This window comes from Amycolatopsis sp. NPDC043885 (assembly GCF_056435685.1).
Map to the genome: position 1 here is coordinate 403,552 of NZ_JBWKEA010000004.1, position 18,043 is coordinate 421,594.

The following is an 18,043-nucleotide window of genomic DNA, read 5'->3' on the forward strand; positions in this document are numbered from 1 at the left end:
CGATCTTTCATGTTATTGAGGCAGGAGCACGCGGACAGCCCCCTGGAATAGTGAAAGAAGGTGACGCACCGTTTTTCCGGACGGCGGTTGGTGAGCCTGTTCGGGACGATGGCTTTCCGACAGTGTGTTTCTCGGGGTTTGTCGCTGGGCGGTGCGACCGCCTGCCAGGTCGTTCCGGTCGACGGCCAGGACACAGTTGGCCCGGGCGCCACCGAAGGAGGCCCACCGCTCAGGAACGTGTTCCCGATCAGCGGAGTATCGGTTTCACCGCGGGTGTTCCCGGGTGCAGTGCCACCGGCGCCGGAAGGTGGCTGCCGAGTTCGGGGTCGCCGCAGCCGAGGGTGAACGCGCCGCGAAGGACGGCGCGATCCGCAGTTACGCTCTCGCAGGGTTGGTGCGGTGTGGGGTCTGCGCGCGGCGGATGGACTCGCACTGGGTGCACGACCGACCCGGCTATCGCTGCCGCCACGGCCACTCCAGCGCCCGACAGTCCACCGCCGGACGTCCGAAGACGATCTACCGTCGTGAAGACCGTCTGATCGATCGCATCGCCGCGCACTTCGGCGACCTGGACGATCACGATGCCCGGGGTCACGTGCGCACCTGTCTTGTTGCCGCGGAACTCCGGGCTAGCGGGTCGATAGTGGTCTGCGACAGCGGGGGAGTGACCCTCGCACCCGAATGCGACCTCTCTCGTCGGATGCTGGACGAGGGCCAAAGGCAAACGCCTCGCTCAAGTGATCTTGAGTGAGGCGTGGGGTAGTGATGTGTCCGAGGGACTCGAGCACCTGTTCGTGGCATCCATGCGCGGGATGCGTATTCATGCGACGGACTATACCTGCGGTCAGCGGCTATTGAGGGGGTAAGGCAAATGTGGCGTGTTGCGCAAGCCACTTTCGCACCGTCAGTTCAAAGTGATCGACCCGGGTGGTGGTGAAGGCCTCCTTGCCTACCCTGAAGGTAGGGAAGGAGCCCTTCGCTACGCCGTCGACGTGGCTTTCGCGACACGATCGAAGGCGGCCATGAGCGGACCGCCCATCGCACCCGACACGTTTGCCTTACCCCTCAATAACCGGGCCGGTCGGCCCCCGTCGCCGGTTGCCGAGGACTCGACCAGAAGCTGGAAGGCTTGGAGGGTGAGGCAGTGGCGGAGCATGAGAATGCCTTTGGTCATGCCGATGACGGCACGGCTTTCGACGGCGGCTTGGAGTGATTATCTGTCAAAACTTATGCGCCCCTCGACCGTATGTGGCAGGATATTCTTATGTGACCGATCAGAATTGGTCCAACTGGTTTTGTGAACACAAATGCAGGACAGTCGAACAGTGCTTACAAGTGTCGGCCCGACAAGCCGGCCACCGTGATGACGGCAATGGTCGCGTCGGCACCGATGTGCGCGATGTACGGCAACAGGAGCCCGCGACTCCGCACACGCAAGACGCCGAGAAGGTAGCCCCAGACGCCTGCCATCACCATTCCGGTCCAGCCGGATGGGAACCCCTTGAAGTGGAACAGCCCGAACGCGGCACCCTGCACGATCAGGGCTGCTCGTACCGTCCAGATCGCGGCCATCTCGTCGAGCAGCACACCCCGGAACAGGCTCTCTTCCAGTGCCGCGTTGAAGAGGGAGAAAGCGATGACGGCGAGTGCTACCTGCCAAAGCGGACTGTCCTTGGCCGCGACGATGTAGCCGGGCAGCACCGGATCCGTGAACCGTGCCCAGACGACGAGTGCCGCCGTGGTGCCCACGATCAGCACCACGACGGAAGCGGCAAGCGGCCAGGTCAGGCGGCCCGGTTCGACCCAGCCGAACGCCGTCCCGATCGACGGGAGCCTGCCGAGTCCGGCCGACAAGCCGAACACGACGACGAGCGCGAGCGCGATCCGCACGGCCGGCGGCCAGTCCAGCAGGATCGTCACATGGAACACGACCGAGACGGCAGCGGCGACGGTCGCGGCGCGGATGCCTGGCGCCGAGCGGCTCCGCATGGCCGCCACCAGGGATGCCACGAGCCCGGCGGCGACGACAAAGGAGAACCATGGCGCGCCGGGTAAGACCGGTGCCGCCATGAGCAGACAGGCCGCCGCCGTGGCGGACCGGGCGCCGAGACTCGATGCCCCCGTCTCGGTTCGGGTGGTCGCATCAGGCACGAAACGGCTTCTTTCCTCGTTGGCTGACCCTCAACTTGCCATGTCACCTCGCGCCGGGCTCGTATCAGCCGGGCCCGCGCTTTCCTGCACGACGCGCGGCTTGACGGGTCGGACCTCGACGTCGGGCACCATCCCGTAAGCGATGATGATCACCAGATCGCCGACGCCGATCAGTCGGGCGGCGACGCCGTCCACGCCGATACTCCTGCCTGGGTGACTCGGGCTCGGTGGATCTTGATCTCATCAGGGTTCGGTCCATGGTCGCGTCCTCCGAATGTCGTCGATGATTTCGGCAACCGTCCGGCCGACGAGAGGAGCGAACTCAGGCCGTGACGGGAAAGTGGCTCAGGCCTCGGATGGAATTGCCTTCCCGGCGTCGAAGCGGACCTGCCTGGCGCAGGAGCGGCATTCGCTCCGCGAGGGTGCGGAAGACGATTTCGCCTTCGATACGCGCCAGCCTGGCGCCGAGGCAATAGTGTATTCCGCTGGAGAACGCCAGGTGGTCCGATGCGCCGGAGCGGGTGATGTCGAATTCGCCCGGCCTTTCGTACACCTCCGGATCACGGTTGGCCGCGGCCAGGAGCACGGCGACGAACTGGCCCGGCCTGATCGTGCGCCCGGCCAGTTCCACCTCGGTGTGCGCGATCCTCAGCGACGCCTGCACCGGGGGGTCGTAGCGCAGTACCTCCTCCACCGCGGCGGCGGCGAGACTCGGATCGGAGCACAGCAGCTCCCACTGTCCGGGGTGGTCCAGCAGCGCCCGGACGCCGTTGCCGATCAGGTTGACCGTGGTCTCGAAACCGGCGATCAGCAACAGCAACGCGGTGCCGTGCAGCTCCCGCGCGGTCATCCTTTTGTCCCCGACAGCGGCCGCGAGATCGCTGATCACGTCGTCACCGGGAATCGCCGTCCGCTCGTGAAGCAGCCGGTCGAACAACACGACCAGGTCCTCGCCGACGGTGATCAGTTGTTCGGCTTGCCGGACCGAGTGCACACCGCTGAGGCCTTCGCCGATCAAAGTGCCGTACTCGGCGAAGACCGACCGCTCGGCGGCCGGGATACCGAGCAGGTCACTGATCACCGTGATCGGGAGCGGTGCGGCCAGATCCTTGACCAGGTCGAAGGTCTCCTGTCCGGCCACCTTGGCCAGGAGTGAGTCCACCGCCGCCTGCACCGTCGGCCGGTAGTGGTCCACCCGCCCGGGCTTGAACACGGGCGCGGCGAGCCTGCGCAGCCGGGTGTGATCGGGTGGATCCAGGTCGAGGAAGCTCTCCGGGTAGGTCTGGGACACCATGCCCAGCGCGCCGGTGAGCGCGGGCGTGCCGTCCGCGTACTTCATGCCGAACCGGCGATCCCGCAGGACCTGATCGCACAGCGCGAAGGAAGCCGTGGCCCACGACCCGCTCAAACCGCGGTACAGCGGGCCTTTCGCCCTTATCCGCTCGTACAACGGATACGGGTCTTCCCGCCATTTCGGATGCTCCACCTGTACGAGCAGGTCACCGAGCCCGCCGAGCAGCCGGCTGACGGTCTTGGAGACCTGGATCTGCGCACCGAGCCGCAGCGCGTCGGCGGGGCCCAAGGCGTTCATCGCTTCCTCCTTCGGATTGCCGGCGGCTACCGGAACCGGTCGCGTTCTCGGCCGCCCACTGGGCGAAGGAACGCGGTGGTCTGCCGGTGACCTCCCGCACGGTCGGCTCGGCCGCGGCACCCGTTTCGGGTGGGTTCAGGCCGAGTTGGATGCCGAACTCCACGTCGTCCGGCCCCCAGCCCAACGCCGAGAGACGAGCGCGTTCCTGCTCATCGGACAACTGCTCGAACCGGATGGGCCTGCCGATCGCCTCGGCGATCAGAGCGACGCGCCGTTCGGGCGTGATCGGTTCCGGCCCGGTGATCGGATAGGCCTTCCCGGCATGATCGTCACCGGTCAGGGCCGCCACCGCCACGCCGGCGATGTCGGACTCGTGCACCACCGATCCCGTCAGGTTGCCGAAGACCCGCACGACCCCTTCCGTGCGCACCGAGTCCGCCCATTCCAGCGCGTTCGCCATGAATTCCACCGGCAGCAGAAGAGTCCAGGGCAGTTCACTCCGGTCCGGTGGGCGAGTTCCACCAGTTGCGGGCCGGTTTCCAGTGGGGCGCCGTCATCGCCCCCGAAAGTGATCAGGTGCAAACCGGTGACGCCATCGAGGGCACCGGCGACGCTGTCGGGCTCGGTGAGATCTCCCCGGACGACTTCCACCCCCAGCGGGAAGCCGGCCTTCGCCGGGTCGCGGGTCAACGCCCGTACTTCGTGGCCGGTCTCGACCAGGCCGGCCACGATCCGGTGGCCGACGGTACCGGTGGCACCGGTGACCAGAATCCTCATGAGCAGCTCCTCATAAAACGACGATGATTCCCTGGCGTTCGCGAAACCTTACGACGCGCACATGGCAAATTCCTTGCAGCGCCATTGAGGCTGGCGATTTCCGCCTGCTTTTGAACGGTCGTGGAAAGGCTTGGATCGGGATTCTCCGTCCGGTTATGTTCGGTCGGCAAGGGCAACCGAGGGAAGGATGGAAAATGAAGGTTCCGAGCAGGCGGATGACGGGGGTCGTCGCCGGTGCCGCGGCGCTTTTCGCCGCGGTTTCGATCGCGGCCGCTCCGGCGGGGGCGTCCGAGGCCGGGGTGCAGACCGACGCGTGGCCCTGTGCGGGCCCGGCGGATTTCTTCGCGGCCAAGAACAAGAACGGCTCCTGGACGTGTTACGCGAACTCCGGGTCGAGTCTCGCGCGCTCGTTCAACACCGTTCATTGGCAGTCGGGAGCGAACACCGGGTACTTCTGGTACGAATGCCACGGGACGCACTATCCTGCCAAGCGATTCATCGCGTGGCAGAGTGAATCGCTCGGCGATTGCACCATTTACAAGGTGAACATCGACTGAGCGTGAACCAGGGGCCGCCTCCAAGACCGCGGAGGCGGCCCCGCGCTTTTCACGCCGGGAATCGGTGGCCGAGGAGGTTCGCTCCCAAGCGGGTCAGCCGATGACGCACCGCCGGTCCGGCCCGCTCGGTGGTGATCAGCCCGGCGGAGCGCAGGATCGACGCGTGATAGCTGGCCACGGAGACGGTGACGCCCGCCCGTCGGCCCAGCTCCGTCGTCGTGCAGCCGTCGCCGACGGCACGGAGCGCCCCGGCGCGGGTCGGCCCCAGCAGATCTTCCAGCGGCTTCGCGTCCGTGACACCCGCCGGAGCAGGACAGGTGACCGGCGCCGGACGTGTGGTCGCGGGGAAGACGAGCACGGGTGGCAGGGCGGGGTCGGCGAGCACCGTCGGCCGTCCGTGGCAGAAGAACGACGGCAGCAACCGCAATCCCCGCCCGTCGAGCCACAGGTCCCGGACGAGGTGGTCGCCGTCCAGTCGGAGCGCGTCACCACGCCAGGTGAGCGCCGGATGCAGGGATGCCAGCAGCCCGCCCGTCCCCTTCGACACCAGGACCCGCGTCCGGGCGGCGGCGTCGTCACGTACGTGGTGCTCGATCCGCGTCCAGGATGGCTCCACCGCCGTCCGGTGGTAGTCGGCGAGTCCGCGCGTGAGGTCCGTCAGGGCGGCGTGGTCACCTGAGGCCAGCCTGGCGGCCCACCGTGACGGCATCGCGCGCCCGGCGAGCCGCGCGAGTTCGGCCCGCAGGCGATGACGCGGCGTGCGCCGCAGTGCGGCGAGCCCGCTTTCGAGGCCCACCGCCGATTCCGCCGGTGTGAGGAAATCCGGTGAATAGCCCCGTGGCGGCGCCAAGTGGAACAGGGCTCGCATGGCGGGGCTCAGCGTCAGCCCCGCGCGCCAGCGTTCATGGCGCGGCTCCACCGTCGGGCTTTGCAGGACATGCAGACTCAGGAGCACTTCCCATAACGGATCCGGCTCGGTGGAGAGGGTGACACGGGCCAGATCGGCGGCCGAGAAATGGATGTGCAGTGGCATTCAGGTGAGTCGCCTTTCAAACGAGAAAGCCCTCGGTCGTGTCGGCAACGGTAAAACGGCGGCATTGCACCGGAATGGAAAGGAGGTAGCAAGCGCGACCTCGATCTCACTGGCGGCCCCACGCCCGCGTTAATCCATTTGTGCTTTCCTGCGAGGCTGCGGTATAGAGGAGTCTTCGGCGGTGTCTTGGGGGGCGCGGTGCGGTTCGGGATTCTCGGTCCGGTGGGGGCGTGGGGGACGCTGGGGCGGATCGAGCTGGGCGGGCCGCGCTCCCAGGCCGTGCTGGCCGCGCTGCTGGTGAACGCCAACCGGGTGGTCGGACTGGGATCGCTGGTCGATGCCCTCTGGGGCGAGGAGCCGCCGCCCACGGCCGTGGACACGATGCGCACCTACGTGTCCCGCCTCCGGCGCGCTTTCGCCGCAGCCGAACGCGGTGACAGGCTGGTCTCGGAAGCAGGCGGCTACCGGATCCGGGTCGACCCGGGTGAACTCGACCTCGACGTGTTCGACGACCATGTCGCGCTGGGGCGCGAAGCCGTCACGGCCGGCCGGTTGGCGGAAGCCGTGGTCGAGTTCGACTCCGCGATGAAACTGTGGCGGGGCAGCCCGTTCGCGGGAGTGCCGGGACCGTTCGCCCGGACCAACGCCGACGCGCTGGCGGAGACCCGGCTGGCGGTGCAGGAGGAACGCCTCGCGGTCGAACTGGAACTGGGAAACCACGCCGAGGTGATCGCCGAACTGCAGCGGTTGCGCACCGCCTACCCGCTGCGGGAGTCGCTGTGCGAGCAGCTCATGGTGGCGCTGTACCGGTCAGGCAGGCAGGCCGCGGCGTTGGACGTGTTCCGCCAGACCCGTGAACTCCTGGTGGCGGAACTGGGGGTCGAGCCGGGAGCGCGGCTGCGGCAGGCACATCGGAGGGTGCTGGAGCAGGCCGACCCGGTGCCACGGCTACAGGACGAATCCCCGAGGGACGAAGTCGGAGCGTGGGGTCCCAGGACCGCCGGGTTGCGCGGACTGCCGCCCGATGTCGCGGACTTCACCGGACGCCATGCCGAGACGAGCCTCATCTCGGAACTGTGTTCGGCGAGCGCCGACCGGACGTCGCCGGTGGTGGTCGCCGTCGACGGGATGGCCGGGGTCGGGAAGACGGCGTTCGCGGTCCATCTGGCGCATTCACTGGCGGACCGGTTCCCCGACGCGCAGTTCTACATCGACCTGTACGGGCACACGCCGGGTCTGCAACCGCGAGACGCCCACGATGCGCTCCACGTATTGCTTCGTGCCGTCGGCGTCCCCGCGGAGGCGATACCGGAGAACACGGAGACGCGGGCCATGCTCTGGCGCGACGCCCTTGCCGAGCGGCGGGCGCTCGTGGTGCTGGACAACGTGGGAGACGGCGTGCGCGTCGAATCCCTGCTCCCGGCCGGACCGGGCTGTGCCGTGGTGATCACCGGCCGGCATCGCCTGCTGGACCTCGACGGGGCGTGCCAGCTCACCCTTGATCCGCTTTCGCCCGCCGACGCGGGTCAGCTGCTCACCCGGATCGCGACCGCCCGCGGCGCCGAGTCGGACCGCGCGGCGATCGCCGAAACCGTTCGGTTGTGCGGCGAACTGCCGCTGGCCATCCGGATCGCCGGAGCCCGGCTGTCCCGGTCCCTGCCGGTGACGGCACTGCGCCGCAGGCTCAGCGACCAACGCGACATCGTGCCGCGGCTGCGTTCGGGCAGCCGCAGTGTCGCCGCGGCGTTCGCCCTGTCGTATCACCGGCTTCCGCCGGACTCGCGGCGGGCCTTTCACCTCCTCGGCCTCCATCTGGGTCCGGATGTGGATCGCTTCGAGGCGGCCGCGCTTCTCGGCACCTCACCTGACGACGCCGACCGGCACGTGGAGTCCCTGGTCGACGCGAGCCTGATCCAGCAGGTCAAGGCCGAGCGGTACCAGTTCCACGACCTGCTGCGTGCCTATGCGCGCGAACAGGGACTCGCGAGCGAGTCACAACCGGACCGCAAGCGGGCGCAGTCGCGGGTGCTGGAGTACTACGTGAACACGATGACGGCGGCTTATCGGCGGTTCTTTCCCGGCGACCGGGCCGGCGTCCGCCTCGCCATGCCGAAGGGACTCGTCCGTACCTTCAGCGGTTACGAGGAGTTCGTCGACTGGTCTCACGTCGATCAGACGAGTCTCAGCCTGACACCGAACACGGATACGGCGACACACCACGGCCGGGTGTCGCTCGAGGACTGGGTGCAGCTGCTCCGCCCCGGTCGCCCGCCCACCGGACAGAGCGGACCCGTACAGCCCGGCCAGACGCGGATTCTGCACGCCCTGGGAACACTTCAATACTGGATCGGCCGATGCGAGGACGCGAAGCGGACACTGCGGCACGCGATGACACAGTGCCGCGAGACCGGCGAACACCGCCGTGAGAGCGCGATCCTGCACACCCTCGGCGAGGTTCTCGTGACCGCGGGAACACCGGAGGACGCCGTCGGGGTGTTTCATCGTTGCGTCGAGTCCTCGCGCGCGCTCGGGGATACCTGGGGCGAGGCGGTCGCGTTGAACAGCCTGGGCGGCGCCCATCGGGTACTGGCCGAGCATGACTCGGCGCTGCGCTGCTGTACCGACGCGCTGCGCCTGCATCGTGAACTTCGCTCCAGCTGGGGAGAAGGTGTCACCCTCACCAATCTCGGCCGGTTGTACCGCTGTATGGGCCGTCCCGAAAAGGCGCTCGCCGCCTTCGACGAGGCGGTGGACTCACTGCGCGAAAGCGGTGATCAGCTCGAACTGGCGGCGGCACTCGTAGACCTGGGGTACGCCCGCAGGGCCGACGATGATCCGGAACAGGCCAGGAACGCTTGGGAAGAAGCCCTCCCGGTGCTCGGCATCCTCGCCGACCCGATGGCGGACGTCGTACGCGGTCATCTCCACGAACTGTCGCCGAAGTCCGAGTCGAATCGAGGCTAAGCTCGTGGCGGCACCGGTCAGCAGGCCCGGCCGGTGTTCTTGCCGAAGTAGCTGTACGAAGGCGCGGCGTCCTTGGGCGAGTTCCCGAGATGCCCCACCTCGTGCGGCGCGACGCAGATGTCGTGCTGGTAGATGTTTTGCACGCCGTTCCAATTCATCCACACCTGGACGACGACCTCCCTGCCGCCACTGTTGCAGTTGCCGTAGAAGTAGGCCGTGTGGTCGCCCCGGTCCTCGCTGTGGGTACCGCAGGTGATCAGCGCGGACGCGGGTGCCGCTTCGGCGGTGGCGGGCAGGGCGACCGCCGCGGCGCCGATGAGGATGGCGGTTGCGAGACGCTTCAACGGATGACCTCCTGTGATGAGACGACAGTGCGTGGCCGCGTGGGCGACCACATGACAGAACGTAAGAGCCCGGCCTTGCGGGCTCCTCGCAGATTCCCAGCACCGAGGAGGGTCGCTTACCGAAGCAGTCGGTTGTGCACCTCTTTGACATGCTGCCGGTATGGCGACGACGGAAACCGAGCCTGTTCAGGCGGCCGCGGGCAAGGGCGGGGGACTGGCCCTGGTGTGTCTGGCCGGTGAAGAAGGGCCCATCGGTCCGGGTAGCACATGCCGCAGGCGAGTCGGTTTCGGCGTTGAGACGGTGGTGGAGGCGGGCGATCGTGTGGCCGCAAAGCCATTTCATGGCCGGGCGGGTGAGCGTGTTCCCGGCGAGCCAGGAGCCGAGGTGGTTCACGATGTCGAATGGGCGCGTTCCCGCTATCTGGAAAACGTGCTCTGAGCGGCGAAGAAAGGCAGCGGCCAGCAGTGCCACAACAACAGATGGGTTTCGATGGAGCTGCGCATTGTAGCGGTCAAAGTTGAGAGTTGCTCCTACTGGCCGGCCAGCCGCGAACCCGCTGATTAGCCATTAGCGATGGCGAGGAGCGCACTGGGTGACTGGCAGTGATTGGCGTCCAGGGTAAACCTGCTTGGTCTCTTCTCCGCCGACCGGCTGTTCCGTCAGCGGCCACGCGTCGAGTCCGGGCACGGCCGTCCGGCGCGATCCCGATGACCTGGACAAAGCTGACGGGGTGTGGGCTGGAAGCGCCCACACCCCGTCAGGACAGCTGTGCCCGAGGGCTTACTTGGTGGCCTGGTCGAGCTCGGCCAGCGTCGCGGCGAGCTTGAAGTACTTGTTGGTTCCCAGGTCGCGCACCGTCTTGACCCCGAAGGCCGCGGCCAGTTTCTCCGCGTCGCCTTCGCTGACCCCTGCCAGTGCCGCGACGGGCGCGTCGAGGACCTCGGATACGGAGAGCTCCTCGTACGCCTTGTCCAACTGCTTGGCCAGGTCCACGGAAACAGCCACTGGTGCCATCCCTTCACACACGTTGTCGATTATGACGACACCACCCTATCGACGTGTGGTCCGCTTTGGTGTCCATGACCGAATTGTTCGTCACTATCACCGTGATGGAGCACCCGACCGCACCAAGATCATCACTCCGATGACGCGACCTCGCATGGACAGGGACGGTGTACTTGGCCGTGCACACCGCGATGCTCATCAGCGCCACAAGATCACTGAGCTGAGAATCTTGGTCTGCGTGGCGACATCGACATCGACGGAGGCCCCGTGGTGATCCGCCGAAGAGACCGCGTCCGCGCACGCCGGCACCGATGGACGATCATGGTGGTCGCTCCGGCGACCGAGCGCATCACCTGGTTCGCGGTGCGCGCGATCCCGCGCGCAGCCCCGAATTCCGGTGTGCGCATGCTGGCGGTTCCGCCTGCCTCGCGGGTTCTGGCGGCGCTGTCCGCCGAATGTTCATCGAGTTCTCCCGGAAGCGATCCGGTCAGGGCTTTCCGCAACGACCTCACCGCCCGACGAGACAGCGTAGGGAAGAGACACATGCCTCGGCGATCCAGCACGGCACCCTGATCGAGGGGCCGGGTCCGTCAGGGTGGCGGTCCGAAGTGGGTGGGGATGGTTCCTTGGGCGATCTGGGAGGCGAGATCGCTGAGTTTGTGGTGGTTGTTGCGGGAGTGGCTGCGTAGTCGGAGGAAGGCCTCGTCGACGGTGATCTGGCAGTGTGCCGCGAGAAATCCTTTGGCTTGTTCGATGACGATGCGGCTGTCCAGAGCGGTTTGGAGCTGGTCGATGATCGCCTCTTTGCCGAGCAGGACGCGGCGCTGCCGCAGACAGAGGACGGCGGTGTCGGCCAGCGTTTGCGCCAGGCGCAGGTCATGGCGGGTAGGCACTGAGGAGGCCGCGATCATCAGGTTGAGGGCACCGATAACGGTGTCGCTGTCACGCAAGGGCACGGCGGCGACGCTGGTGATGCCCGCGCGGAGGGCGCGCGGAGTGAACCGGGGCCAGCGCAGCGGGGCGGGGCCGTACCGGTGCAGTGCGGTCGGGGCGAGGGCGGTCCCGGTGCGGGTGCTGTCCACGCAGGGTCCTTCGCCCAGCTTGATCTGGTCTTCTTCGAGCCGGCGGCATATCTCGTCGGACGCGGTCACGTAGTCGACCTGGCCGTGCTTGTCCAGGAGGGTGATTCCCGCGGACCGGATGGGCAGCAGGGCTACCACGTGCGTGGTCAGGTCATGCAGCATGTCCAGCGGGTCGAAGTCGTCTCCGCGGTCCACCAGGTTGAGGACGGCTTCGGCGACAACGAATTCACGGTCGGTGGTGGGCAACGGAGCCACCCTTTCGCTTGGGCTCCCGACCACGGAGGCGCTGAACTGCGGGCACCTGTGAACTCAGGAGAATAAACCCGCAGGGGAGTACGACATGCCGCTGGCAGGTGTACGGCTCGCCTCGATCCCGGTCGGCCCGCCTGAGACCGCATTCCGGCCGGTTCCACACGGCCTGAGCAGCCTCACGATTCATTGCCCACCGTAGCAAGTTTCCACGCGGGAAAGGGAAACACGTATCGCTTCCTTTCGGTTGCTCCATCACGGAAGGCATTCGAGCGGGTCTGCCAAACACTTTGTGACCATGTCCGGCGTGCGAAGAACGAGCGGGCTAGCGGTGCGGTGGGACAACCGCCACTGGGCAGGCAGCGTGGTGGATCAGGGCTTGCCCGGTGGAGCCCAGCAGCAGGCCGCGGAACCCTCCGCGGCCGCGGGATCCGACCACGACCAGTTGGGCGCTGGTGGCGTGGTCGAGCAGAATGTGGGCCGGGCGGTCGCGGGCCACGACCTGCTCGACCGGCACATCCGGATAGCGTGCCTGGCATTCGGCCAGCCACTGGCTCAGTAGTTTCGACTCTTGTTCCTGGATGGACTGCCAATCCGTTGTCAGTTCCCAGGCCGTCGCGATGGGCAGGTCGCTCCAGGCGTGCACAGCCACCACCGGCACGTTCCGACAGGAGGCGGCTTGGAAGGCGAAGGGGATCGCCGCCTGATTGGCCGGTGACCCGTCGACGCCGACCACGACTGGGCCGTCCGGTGGGGGTTCGCTGTGCGGGGCCGGTTCTCGGACGACCACGACCGGGCAGTGTCCGTGCGTGGCGACCGCGACGGCGATCGACCCGACGACCAACCCGGTGAAACCGCCCAGTCCGCGTGAGCCGAGTACCACCAGGTCGGCTGAGGCTGAGCGGCCGATCAGTTGTTCGGCCGCCCAGCCGCCGGTCATTTCCGTATTCACCTGCACGTCGGGTGCTGTCCTCCGGGCTTCGGCGGCAGCTTCCGCGAGCCATTCGCGGCCCTGTTCTTCCAGGGCGTGCCGGTAGGGCCCGAGTGCCATCGCGTGCGGCACGGCGACGGGAACGAGCGCGCACACGTGCACGATCAGCAGTGTCGTGTCACGTCGGACGGCCTCGCGTGCGGCCCAGCGCACGGCTCGCCCGGCCGAGGCCGATCCATCCACCCCGACCACGACCGGCCGATTCGCAGCATCAGTCATCAGAGTCCTCTCCTCGAGCCGGTCCTTTGTGGATGGCGCCGCGGCGGGAGATCGGTGGTGCCCAGTGCTACGCCCTGTTTGCCCGGCTGGTTCCGATGATGGGGGGCCGGTGTAGGCGTTGAGTAGGGACGATGGCCGTCGAGCGACGGGGACTTTCGCCTCACCTCACGGTGCGCCGCCTCCCCAGATGGCGGCGGGGCGGAACTTCGCAAAACGCTCAGTCGTCATACTGGGTGCCGGCCGAACTCGACTGACATCCGAAGTGAGAGGATCATGGACCCCTCCCGAAGTACGGACAGCGTCCTTATCGGACGCTGCCCTTCCACGTTGTTGATTCTTGTTCGCCGCACGCGCCCTCCCGGTGACCGTTTCCCGGTGGTGACGGCGCGATGATGACGGTGTTGACCATCCTGCTCGGGATGGTCGTGGTGCTGCTCCTGACCGCTCTGACCGGCTATTTCGTCGCTCAGGAGTTCGGTTACATGGCGGTGGACAGGTCTCGGCTGAAGGCCGCGGCTGCTGCCGGTGATGTGGGTGCCGAGCGGGCCTTGGGGATCACGCGGCGGACCTCGTTCATGTTGTCGGGTGCTCAGCTGGGGATCACGGTGACCGGCCTGTTGGTCGGGTATGTGGCCGAGCCGCTGGTCGGTGCCGGGATCGGTGAGCTGCTCGGCGGCGTCGGTGTGCCACAGGCGGTCGGGGTCGCGGTCGGCACGGTGCTGGCGCTGCTCTTCTCCACCGTGGTGCAGATGGTGTTCGGGGAGTTGTTCCCGAAGAACCTCGCGATCGCGCGGCCGGAGCCGGTCGCGCGCTGGCTGGCGTGGTCCACGAAGCTGTACCTCGCGCTGTTCGGGTGGCTGATCCGGTTGTTCGATCATGCCTCGAACCTGCTGCTGAAGATGTTGCGGATCGAGCCGGTGCACGATGTGGAGCATGCCGCGACGGCGCGGGATCTGGAGCACATCGTGGCGGAGTCGCGTGACAGCGGGGATCTGCCGGTGGAGTTGTCGGCGCTGCTGGACCGGACGCTGGATCTGCACGAGCGCACCGCCGAGCACGCGATGATCCCCCGGCCGCGGGTCACGACCGTGGCGGCGAACCAGCCGGTCAGCGAGGTGCTCGCGGTGATGGCCGGCGGGCATTCCCGGCTGCCGGTGGTCGGCGAGGACATCGATGACGTGATCGGGGTGATCTGCCTGCGTGATGTGCTCAGGTTGGACACCGAGGCCGCGGCGGGGTCGCCGGCGCGGGAGGTGGCCCGTCCGACGGTGATGGTGCCCTCATCGCTGCCGCTGCCGAGTGTGCTGGAGCTGCTGCGGGCGGAGGGTGAGGAGTTCGCCTGCGTGGTGGACGAGTACGGCGGGCTGGCCGGGGTGATCACCCTGGAGGACATCGCCGAGGAACTCATCGGGGAGATCACCGACGAACACGACCCGGCGGGCGCCGACGAGGCGACCGCCGGCGCGGACGGGTGGACCTTGTCCGGGACGACGCACATCGACGAGGTCGAACGACTACTCGGGCACGATCTGCCCGAGGGCGAGTACGAGACCATCTCCGGGCTGGTCATCACCACACTGGGACGGCTGCCTGAACCGGGTGAGAGCGTGACCGTGGACCTGCCCCGGACGGCGGGAGCCGAGGACGACGAACCGGATCGGCAGGTCGTCATCACCGTGCGCTCGGTTGAGCGGCATGTCCCGCACACGGTGACGCTGCGGCTGCTGCAGGCCCAGGAGGTGGCCCGATGACCGGGATGAGCACCGGTGCGGCGCTGGCCTTATCGGCGTTGATCGTCGCCTTGAGCGCGTTCTTCGTCGCGATCGAGTTCGCGTTGGTCGCCGCCCGCCGCAACCGGCTGGAACAGGCGGCCGAGACCGGGGTGGCGGCACGTGCCGCGTTGCGCAGCGCGCGGGAGTTGTCGTTGCTGCTGGCCGGATCACAGCTGGGGATCACGTTGTGCACGCTGGCGCTGGGTGCGATCAGCAAACCGGCCGTGCACGAGATGATGACCCCGGTCATGGAGGGGTGGGGCCTGCCCGCGGTGACCGCGGACGTGGTCGCGTTCGTGCTGTCGCTGATCGTGGTGACGTTCGTGCACCTGGTGGTCGGTGAGATGGCGCCGAAGTCGTGGGCGATCGCGCATCCGGAGAAATCCGCGATTCTGCTGGCGATTCCGATGCGCGGGTTCATGTGGCTGACCCGCCCGGTGCTGGTCGGGTTGAACGGCGTCGCGAACTGGTGCCTGCGGCGGGTCGGTGTGCAGCCGGTCGACGAGGTCAGCGCCGGCCGCGGCCCGGACGCGCTGCGGCAACTGCTGGATCACTCCGCGCAGGCGGGCGCGCTGGACGCCGGGCGGCATGACCGGCTGGCCACTGCGCTGGAACTCAACACCCGCCCGCTGCGCGAGGTCCTGCGGCCGATCCAAGACGTCGCGGTAGTGCCGCCCCAGGCCACGGCCGAGCAGATCAAGACGGCCGCGCGGACGAGCGGCCATCTCCGGCTGGTCGTACGGGATCAGGACCGGACGGTGGGCGTGGTGCATGTCCGCGACGCCCTGACCCCGCCCGCCGGGACGACCGCGGCGGACCTGATGCGGCCGGTGCTGACCCTGCCGGCGGAGACACCGGTCTACGCGGCGCTGAGCACGATGCGCGACACCCGCAACCACCTGGCGCTCGTCGGCACCGGCGACGAGCCGATCGGACTGGTCACCCTCCACGACCTGCTCGACCAGCTCCTCCCGGCCGACAACCAGGTCGCGACGGCCGGGTAATTCGTCACGAAAGGCGGGGCGGGACCAGGTCTTGGGTCTCGCCCCGCCGGGGTTTCAGGTGGCGAGGAAGTCGCGGATCTTGACGCTGATCGCCGCCCAGTCCCGGCTGAACCAGATGAAGTGGCTCTCGGCTTCGCTCTCGATCAGGGTGCTGTGCTGGATCGTCGAGGCGAGGGCTTCGGCGTGGGCGAAGGGCACGGATCCGTCGTGGCGGCTCGCGATCACCAAGGTGGGTTGTGCGACTTTCCCGCGCCGTCGCGTCGGGTGGTGAGGTCGTTGCGGAAGCCCTGACGTGACCGCATCCGGCAGAACAACTTGATCAGTATCCGGCGGTCATCGGCGGACAGCGCCGCTGGCTGTTGCAGGGTTGCGGGTCGGTGATGATGCGGGCCACGCGACGTCGTCTATGGCGAGCCACGGCGCGACGGTCACGACCGAGGGTGTGAGCCCGGTGAACGCCTTGACCTCGCGGTGGAGGTGGGACTGGTCGACGTAGCCGCACTCGGCGGCGACGCTCGCGGCGGTACGACCGGCCGCGAGGAGGTGGGCGGCGTGGTCGAACCGCACCAGTCTGATGGCGCGTTTGGGGCTGATTCCGAGCTGGGACCGGAAGCGGGACCACAGGCGCTTGCGGTCCCAGCCGACCTCTCCTGCCAAGCTGTCGACCTGTATCCGCCCGCGGCTCGTGAGCGTCCGCCGCCAGGCGTGGGCGACTCCCGGTTCGACCGGCGTGCGGGCGCGCATCCGTTGGCCCACGACCTCCGCCGCGATCCTGAACCGTTCATCCCATGACGCGGCGGCACGCAACCGGTCTTCGATCCGCCCGGCGTCGCGACCCCAGACGTCCGCCAGGGGCGCCATCGTCCCGCTGAGATCGGGTGCCGCGTCGAGCACCCCGGCCGCCACGTCCGGCTCCAGCCGGATCTGGAGACATTCGCCCACGCGGCCACCTGCCCGCAGATCGCCGGGCATGAGCCCGATGACGACACTGCCGCACTCGCGCCGGCCGCCGCTGTCGCAGACGACGCCCTCTCCCTCGCTCAGGTCGATGAGCACGGTGACGGATGGGTGCGCGACCATGGCGATGTCCACGGAAGCGGGGAGACTCTGGCGGAACCCGGCCATGCTGATCCCCGGCAGCCGATCCCACCGGCGCGGAACCGCGATGTCCACCGCTTTCCAGTCCGGCGGTGTTCCAGTCGACAGCACACGACCAGTCTAGGGATCGGGGACCTTGGGCGGGGTGTCGACGGTCCGTTCCCGCGAGGTCCAGCTCAGCAGTAGGTCGCTGATCGCCTCGGGCGCCTCGAACGTGGGGAGGTGTCCGACGCCGGACAGCAGTTCGATCCGAGCGTTGGGCACCACCTCGTACTGGCGCACCGACGCCGGGTCCCAGCGAGGGTCGGCGGCACCGAAGACCGCCAGCACCGGAACGGTGAGGGCGGCGAGACGATCGGGCACACCGCGCTCGGCGATGTACTCGGTGTTGCGGCGCAAAATCGTCCTGAAGGTGCGGTACGAGATCTGCTTGAGATCGGCGACCGCGTCGTCGGGTACGTCCACCGGGCGAGCGGCCGTTGCCCCGATTCCCTTGCGAATCATCGCGTCCGAACGCCTCGGCCAGATCAGCGGGCCGAACGGCGGGCCCAGCAGGATCCGAAGGATCAACGGCTGGGGAAGCAGCGCGCCGGGATGCGGGCCGCAGCTGATCAACGCGACCGAGCGCACCAGGTCGGGGCGCTGTTCGGCGAGGGCGGTGGCGACGTAACCGCCACTGGAATGCCCGACAACGGTGACCGGACCCCGGCCGAGCTCGTCGAGCACCGCCGCCACTCCGCTCGCCTGCGCGGGCACGTCGTAAGACGGCGAGGGTGGGGACTGGCCACAGCCCGGGAGATCGACCCGGATGACGTGGTGGTGGCCGGCAAGGGCCGGGACCACCGGGCTCCACAAGGCGCCCGACGCCCCCGATCCGTGGATGAGCAACAGCGGCGGCGCCTGCCGCGGGCCGTCGTGCACCACGTGTATCCCCTGCGAATGCTCATCACCGTTCTCACTCATACGAGGATGGTGCATGGTCACCGACCATCCGGTCTTGGACAAATGTCACTCAACGTGAGCGTGCCCAGGGCGACCGCTATGTGTGCCGTGTCCGCCACACTGGTGTCGATAAGGCGCCTGGCTTGGAATCCAGGCTTAATCGCCGATGTTCGCCGGCCCTGCCAAGGTGGGAGCGGTGGCAAGCCAGCCTCACGCAGCAATGTATGGCGCGGCGCGGATACTTCAATGGGGGTGTTCTGCAA

19 protein-coding genes and 1 pseudogene are annotated in these 18,043 nt (G+C 67.9%); 6 read left to right on the plus strand and 14 right to left on the minus strand.

Annotated features, from left to right (window positions below; all coding sequences use genetic code 11):
- Positions 1-394 precede the first annotated feature (394 nt).
- The gene (locus AC069I_RS16980; protein WP_478229010.1) at positions 395-751 is read left to right on the plus strand and encodes a hypothetical protein; all 357 of its coding nucleotides are present in this window, start codon (positions 395-397) and stop codon (positions 749-751) included.
- A gap of 228 nt (positions 752-979) precedes the next feature.
- Here the strand turns inward: AC069I_RS16980 and AC069I_RS16985 are convergent.
- From AC069I_RS16985 to AC069I_RS17010, 6 genes and pseudogenes are all read right to left on the minus strand, one after another.
- Positions 980-1,198: pseudogene (locus tag AC069I_RS16985) on the minus strand (ANTAR domain-containing protein); the annotation flags it as partial.
- Between the two features lie 131 nt (positions 1,199-1,329).
- Entirely contained in the window at positions 1,330-2,151 is an 822-nt protein-coding gene (locus tag AC069I_RS16990) for a CPBP family intramembrane glutamic endopeptidase (RefSeq protein WP_478265800.1), read from the minus strand.
- Between the two features lie 30 nt (positions 2,152-2,181).
- Positions 2,182-2,346, minus strand: a complete 165-nt coding sequence (locus AC069I_RS16995; RefSeq protein WP_478228993.1) for an aspartate 1-decarboxylase — start codon at positions 2,344-2,346, stop codon at positions 2,182-2,184.
- 127 nt (positions 2,347-2,473) lie between these two features.
- Positions 2,474-3,742: a cytochrome P450 gene (locus AC069I_RS17000; protein WP_478228994.1), complete on the minus strand. Its 1,269-nt coding sequence runs from the start codon at positions 3,740-3,742 to the stop codon at positions 2,474-2,476.
- Complete coding sequence (locus AC069I_RS17005) at positions 3,651-4,202, minus strand: Rossmann-fold NAD(P)-binding domain-containing protein (protein WP_478228995.1); 552 nt, start codon at positions 4,200-4,202, stop codon at positions 3,651-3,653. The genes AC069I_RS17000 and AC069I_RS17005 overlap by 92 nt, the downstream gene beginning before the upstream one ends.
- Positions 4,133-4,519: an SDR family oxidoreductase gene (locus AC069I_RS17010; protein WP_478228996.1), complete on the minus strand. Its 387-nt coding sequence runs from the start codon at positions 4,517-4,519 to the stop codon at positions 4,133-4,135. The genes AC069I_RS17005 and AC069I_RS17010 overlap by 70 nt, the downstream gene beginning before the upstream one ends.
- Positions 4,520-4,713: 194 nt before the next feature.
- On the opposite strand from AC069I_RS17010, the gene AC069I_RS17015 reads away from it, so the two are divergent.
- The gene (locus AC069I_RS17015; protein WP_478228997.1) at positions 4,714-5,076 is read left to right on the plus strand and encodes a hypothetical protein; all 363 of its coding nucleotides are present in this window, start codon (positions 4,714-4,716) and stop codon (positions 5,074-5,076) included.
- 49 nt (positions 5,077-5,125) lie between these two features.
- Here AC069I_RS17015 and AC069I_RS17020 read toward each other — a convergent pair whose 3' ends face one another.
- Complete coding sequence (locus tag AC069I_RS17020) at positions 5,126-6,109, minus strand: ArsR/SmtB family transcription factor (protein ID WP_478228998.1); 984 nt, start codon at positions 6,107-6,109, stop codon at positions 5,126-5,128.
- Between the two features lie 198 nt (positions 6,110-6,307).
- Between AC069I_RS17020 and AC069I_RS17025 the strand changes: the two genes are divergently transcribed.
- Entirely contained in the window at positions 6,308-9,073 is a 2,766-nt protein-coding gene (locus AC069I_RS17025) for an AfsR/SARP family transcriptional regulator (protein WP_478228999.1), read from the plus strand.
- Between the two features lie 17 nt (positions 9,074-9,090).
- On the opposite strand, the gene AC069I_RS17030 is transcribed toward AC069I_RS17025, so the two are convergent.
- A complete protein-coding gene (locus tag AC069I_RS17030) occupies positions 9,091-9,417 on the minus strand; it encodes a hypothetical protein (protein WP_478229000.1) in 327 nt (108 codons plus the stop codon).
- Positions 9,418-9,577: 160 nt separating this feature from the next.
- Between AC069I_RS17030 and AC069I_RS17035 the strand changes: the two genes are divergently transcribed.
- Entirely contained in the window at positions 9,578-9,856 is a 279-nt protein-coding gene (locus tag AC069I_RS17035) for a hypothetical protein (RefSeq protein WP_478229001.1), read from the plus strand.
- A gap of 342 nt (positions 9,857-10,198) precedes the next feature.
- Here AC069I_RS17035 and AC069I_RS17040 read toward each other — a convergent pair whose 3' ends face one another.
- From AC069I_RS17040 to AC069I_RS17050, 3 genes are all read right to left on the minus strand, one after another.
- The gene (locus tag AC069I_RS17040) at positions 10,199-10,423 is read right to left on the minus strand and encodes a hypothetical protein (protein ID WP_478229002.1); all 225 of its coding nucleotides are present in this window, start codon (positions 10,421-10,423) and stop codon (positions 10,199-10,201) included.
- A 590-nt stretch (positions 10,424-11,013) separates the two neighbouring features.
- Positions 11,014-11,751, minus strand: a complete 738-nt coding sequence (locus AC069I_RS17045; protein WP_478229003.1) for an ANTAR domain-containing protein — start codon at positions 11,749-11,751, stop codon at positions 11,014-11,016.
- A 328-nt stretch (positions 11,752-12,079) separates the two neighbouring features.
- On the minus strand, positions 12,080-12,964 hold the full coding sequence (locus tag AC069I_RS17050) for a universal stress protein (RefSeq protein WP_478230820.1): 885 nt from the start codon (positions 12,962-12,964) through the stop codon (positions 12,080-12,082).
- Positions 12,965-13,353: 389 nt separating this feature from the next.
- Here AC069I_RS17050 and AC069I_RS17055 point away from each other — a divergent pair, with 389 nt between their 5' ends.
- Positions 13,354-14,715: a hemolysin family protein gene (locus AC069I_RS17055; RefSeq protein ID WP_478230819.1), complete on the plus strand. Its 1,362-nt coding sequence runs from the start codon at positions 13,354-13,356 to the stop codon at positions 14,713-14,715.
- Positions 14,712-15,740, plus strand: a complete 1,029-nt coding sequence (locus AC069I_RS17060) for a hemolysin family protein (protein WP_478230818.1) — start codon at positions 14,712-14,714, stop codon at positions 15,738-15,740. The genes AC069I_RS17055 and AC069I_RS17060 overlap by 4 nt, the downstream gene beginning before the upstream one ends.
- Positions 15,741-15,794: 54 nt before the next feature.
- Here AC069I_RS17060 and AC069I_RS17065 read toward each other — a convergent pair whose 3' ends face one another.
- The 3 genes from AC069I_RS17065 to AC069I_RS17075 are packed head-to-tail and all read right to left on the minus strand — an operon-like array spanning position 15,795 to position 17,801.
- A complete protein-coding gene (locus AC069I_RS17065; RefSeq protein WP_478230821.1) occupies positions 15,795-16,049 on the minus strand; it encodes an alpha/beta fold hydrolase in 255 nt (84 codons plus the stop codon).
- Positions 16,050-16,073: 24 nt separating this feature from the next.
- Positions 16,074-16,949: a helix-turn-helix domain-containing protein gene (locus AC069I_RS17070; RefSeq protein WP_478230817.1), complete on the minus strand. Its 876-nt coding sequence runs from the start codon at positions 16,947-16,949 to the stop codon at positions 16,074-16,076.
- Positions 16,950-16,958: 9 nt separating this feature from the next.
- Positions 16,959-17,801: an alpha/beta fold hydrolase gene (locus AC069I_RS17075; protein ID WP_478230816.1), complete on the minus strand. Its 843-nt coding sequence runs from the start codon at positions 17,799-17,801 to the stop codon at positions 16,959-16,961.
- Positions 17,802-18,043: the final 242 nt, after the last annotated feature.

Excerpts from the sequence above, each read along its gene's own strand:
- AC069I_RS17000 (WP_478228994.1), bottom strand. The coding sequence starts at position 3,742 with ATGAACGCCTTGGGCCCCGCCGACGCGCTGCGGCTCGGTGCGCAGATC.
- AC069I_RS17020 (WP_478228998.1), bottom strand. The coding sequence starts at position 6,109 with ATGCCACTGCACATCCATTTCTCGGCCGCCGATCTGGCCCGTGTCACC.
- AC069I_RS17060 (WP_478230818.1), top strand. The coding sequence starts at position 14,712 with ATGACCGGGATGAGCACCGGTGCGGCGCTGGCCTTATCGGCGTTGATC.
- AC069I_RS17010 (WP_478228996.1), bottom strand. The coding sequence starts at position 4,519 with ATGAGGATTCTGGTCACCGGTGCCACCGGTACCGTCGGCCACCGGATC.
- AC069I_RS17005 (WP_478228995.1), bottom strand. The coding sequence starts at position 4,202 with ATGGCGAACGCGCTGGAATGGGCGGACTCGGTGCGCACGGAAGGGGTC.
- AC069I_RS17075 (WP_478230816.1), bottom strand. The coding sequence starts at position 17,801 with ATGAGTGAGAACGGTGATGAGCATTCGCAGGGGATACACGTGGTGCAC.
- AC069I_RS17015 (WP_478228997.1), top strand. The coding sequence starts at position 4,714 with ATGAAGGTTCCGAGCAGGCGGATGACGGGGGTCGTCGCCGGTGCCGCG.
- AC069I_RS17050 (WP_478230820.1), bottom strand. The coding sequence starts at position 12,964 with ATGACTGATGCTGCGAATCGGCCGGTCGTGGTCGGGGTGGATGGATCG.
- AC069I_RS17055 (WP_478230819.1), top strand. The coding sequence starts at position 13,354 with ATGATGACGGTGTTGACCATCCTGCTCGGGATGGTCGTGGTGCTGCTC.
- AC069I_RS17035 (WP_478229001.1), top strand. The coding sequence starts at position 9,578 with ATGGCGACGACGGAAACCGAGCCTGTTCAGGCGGCCGCGGGCAAGGGC.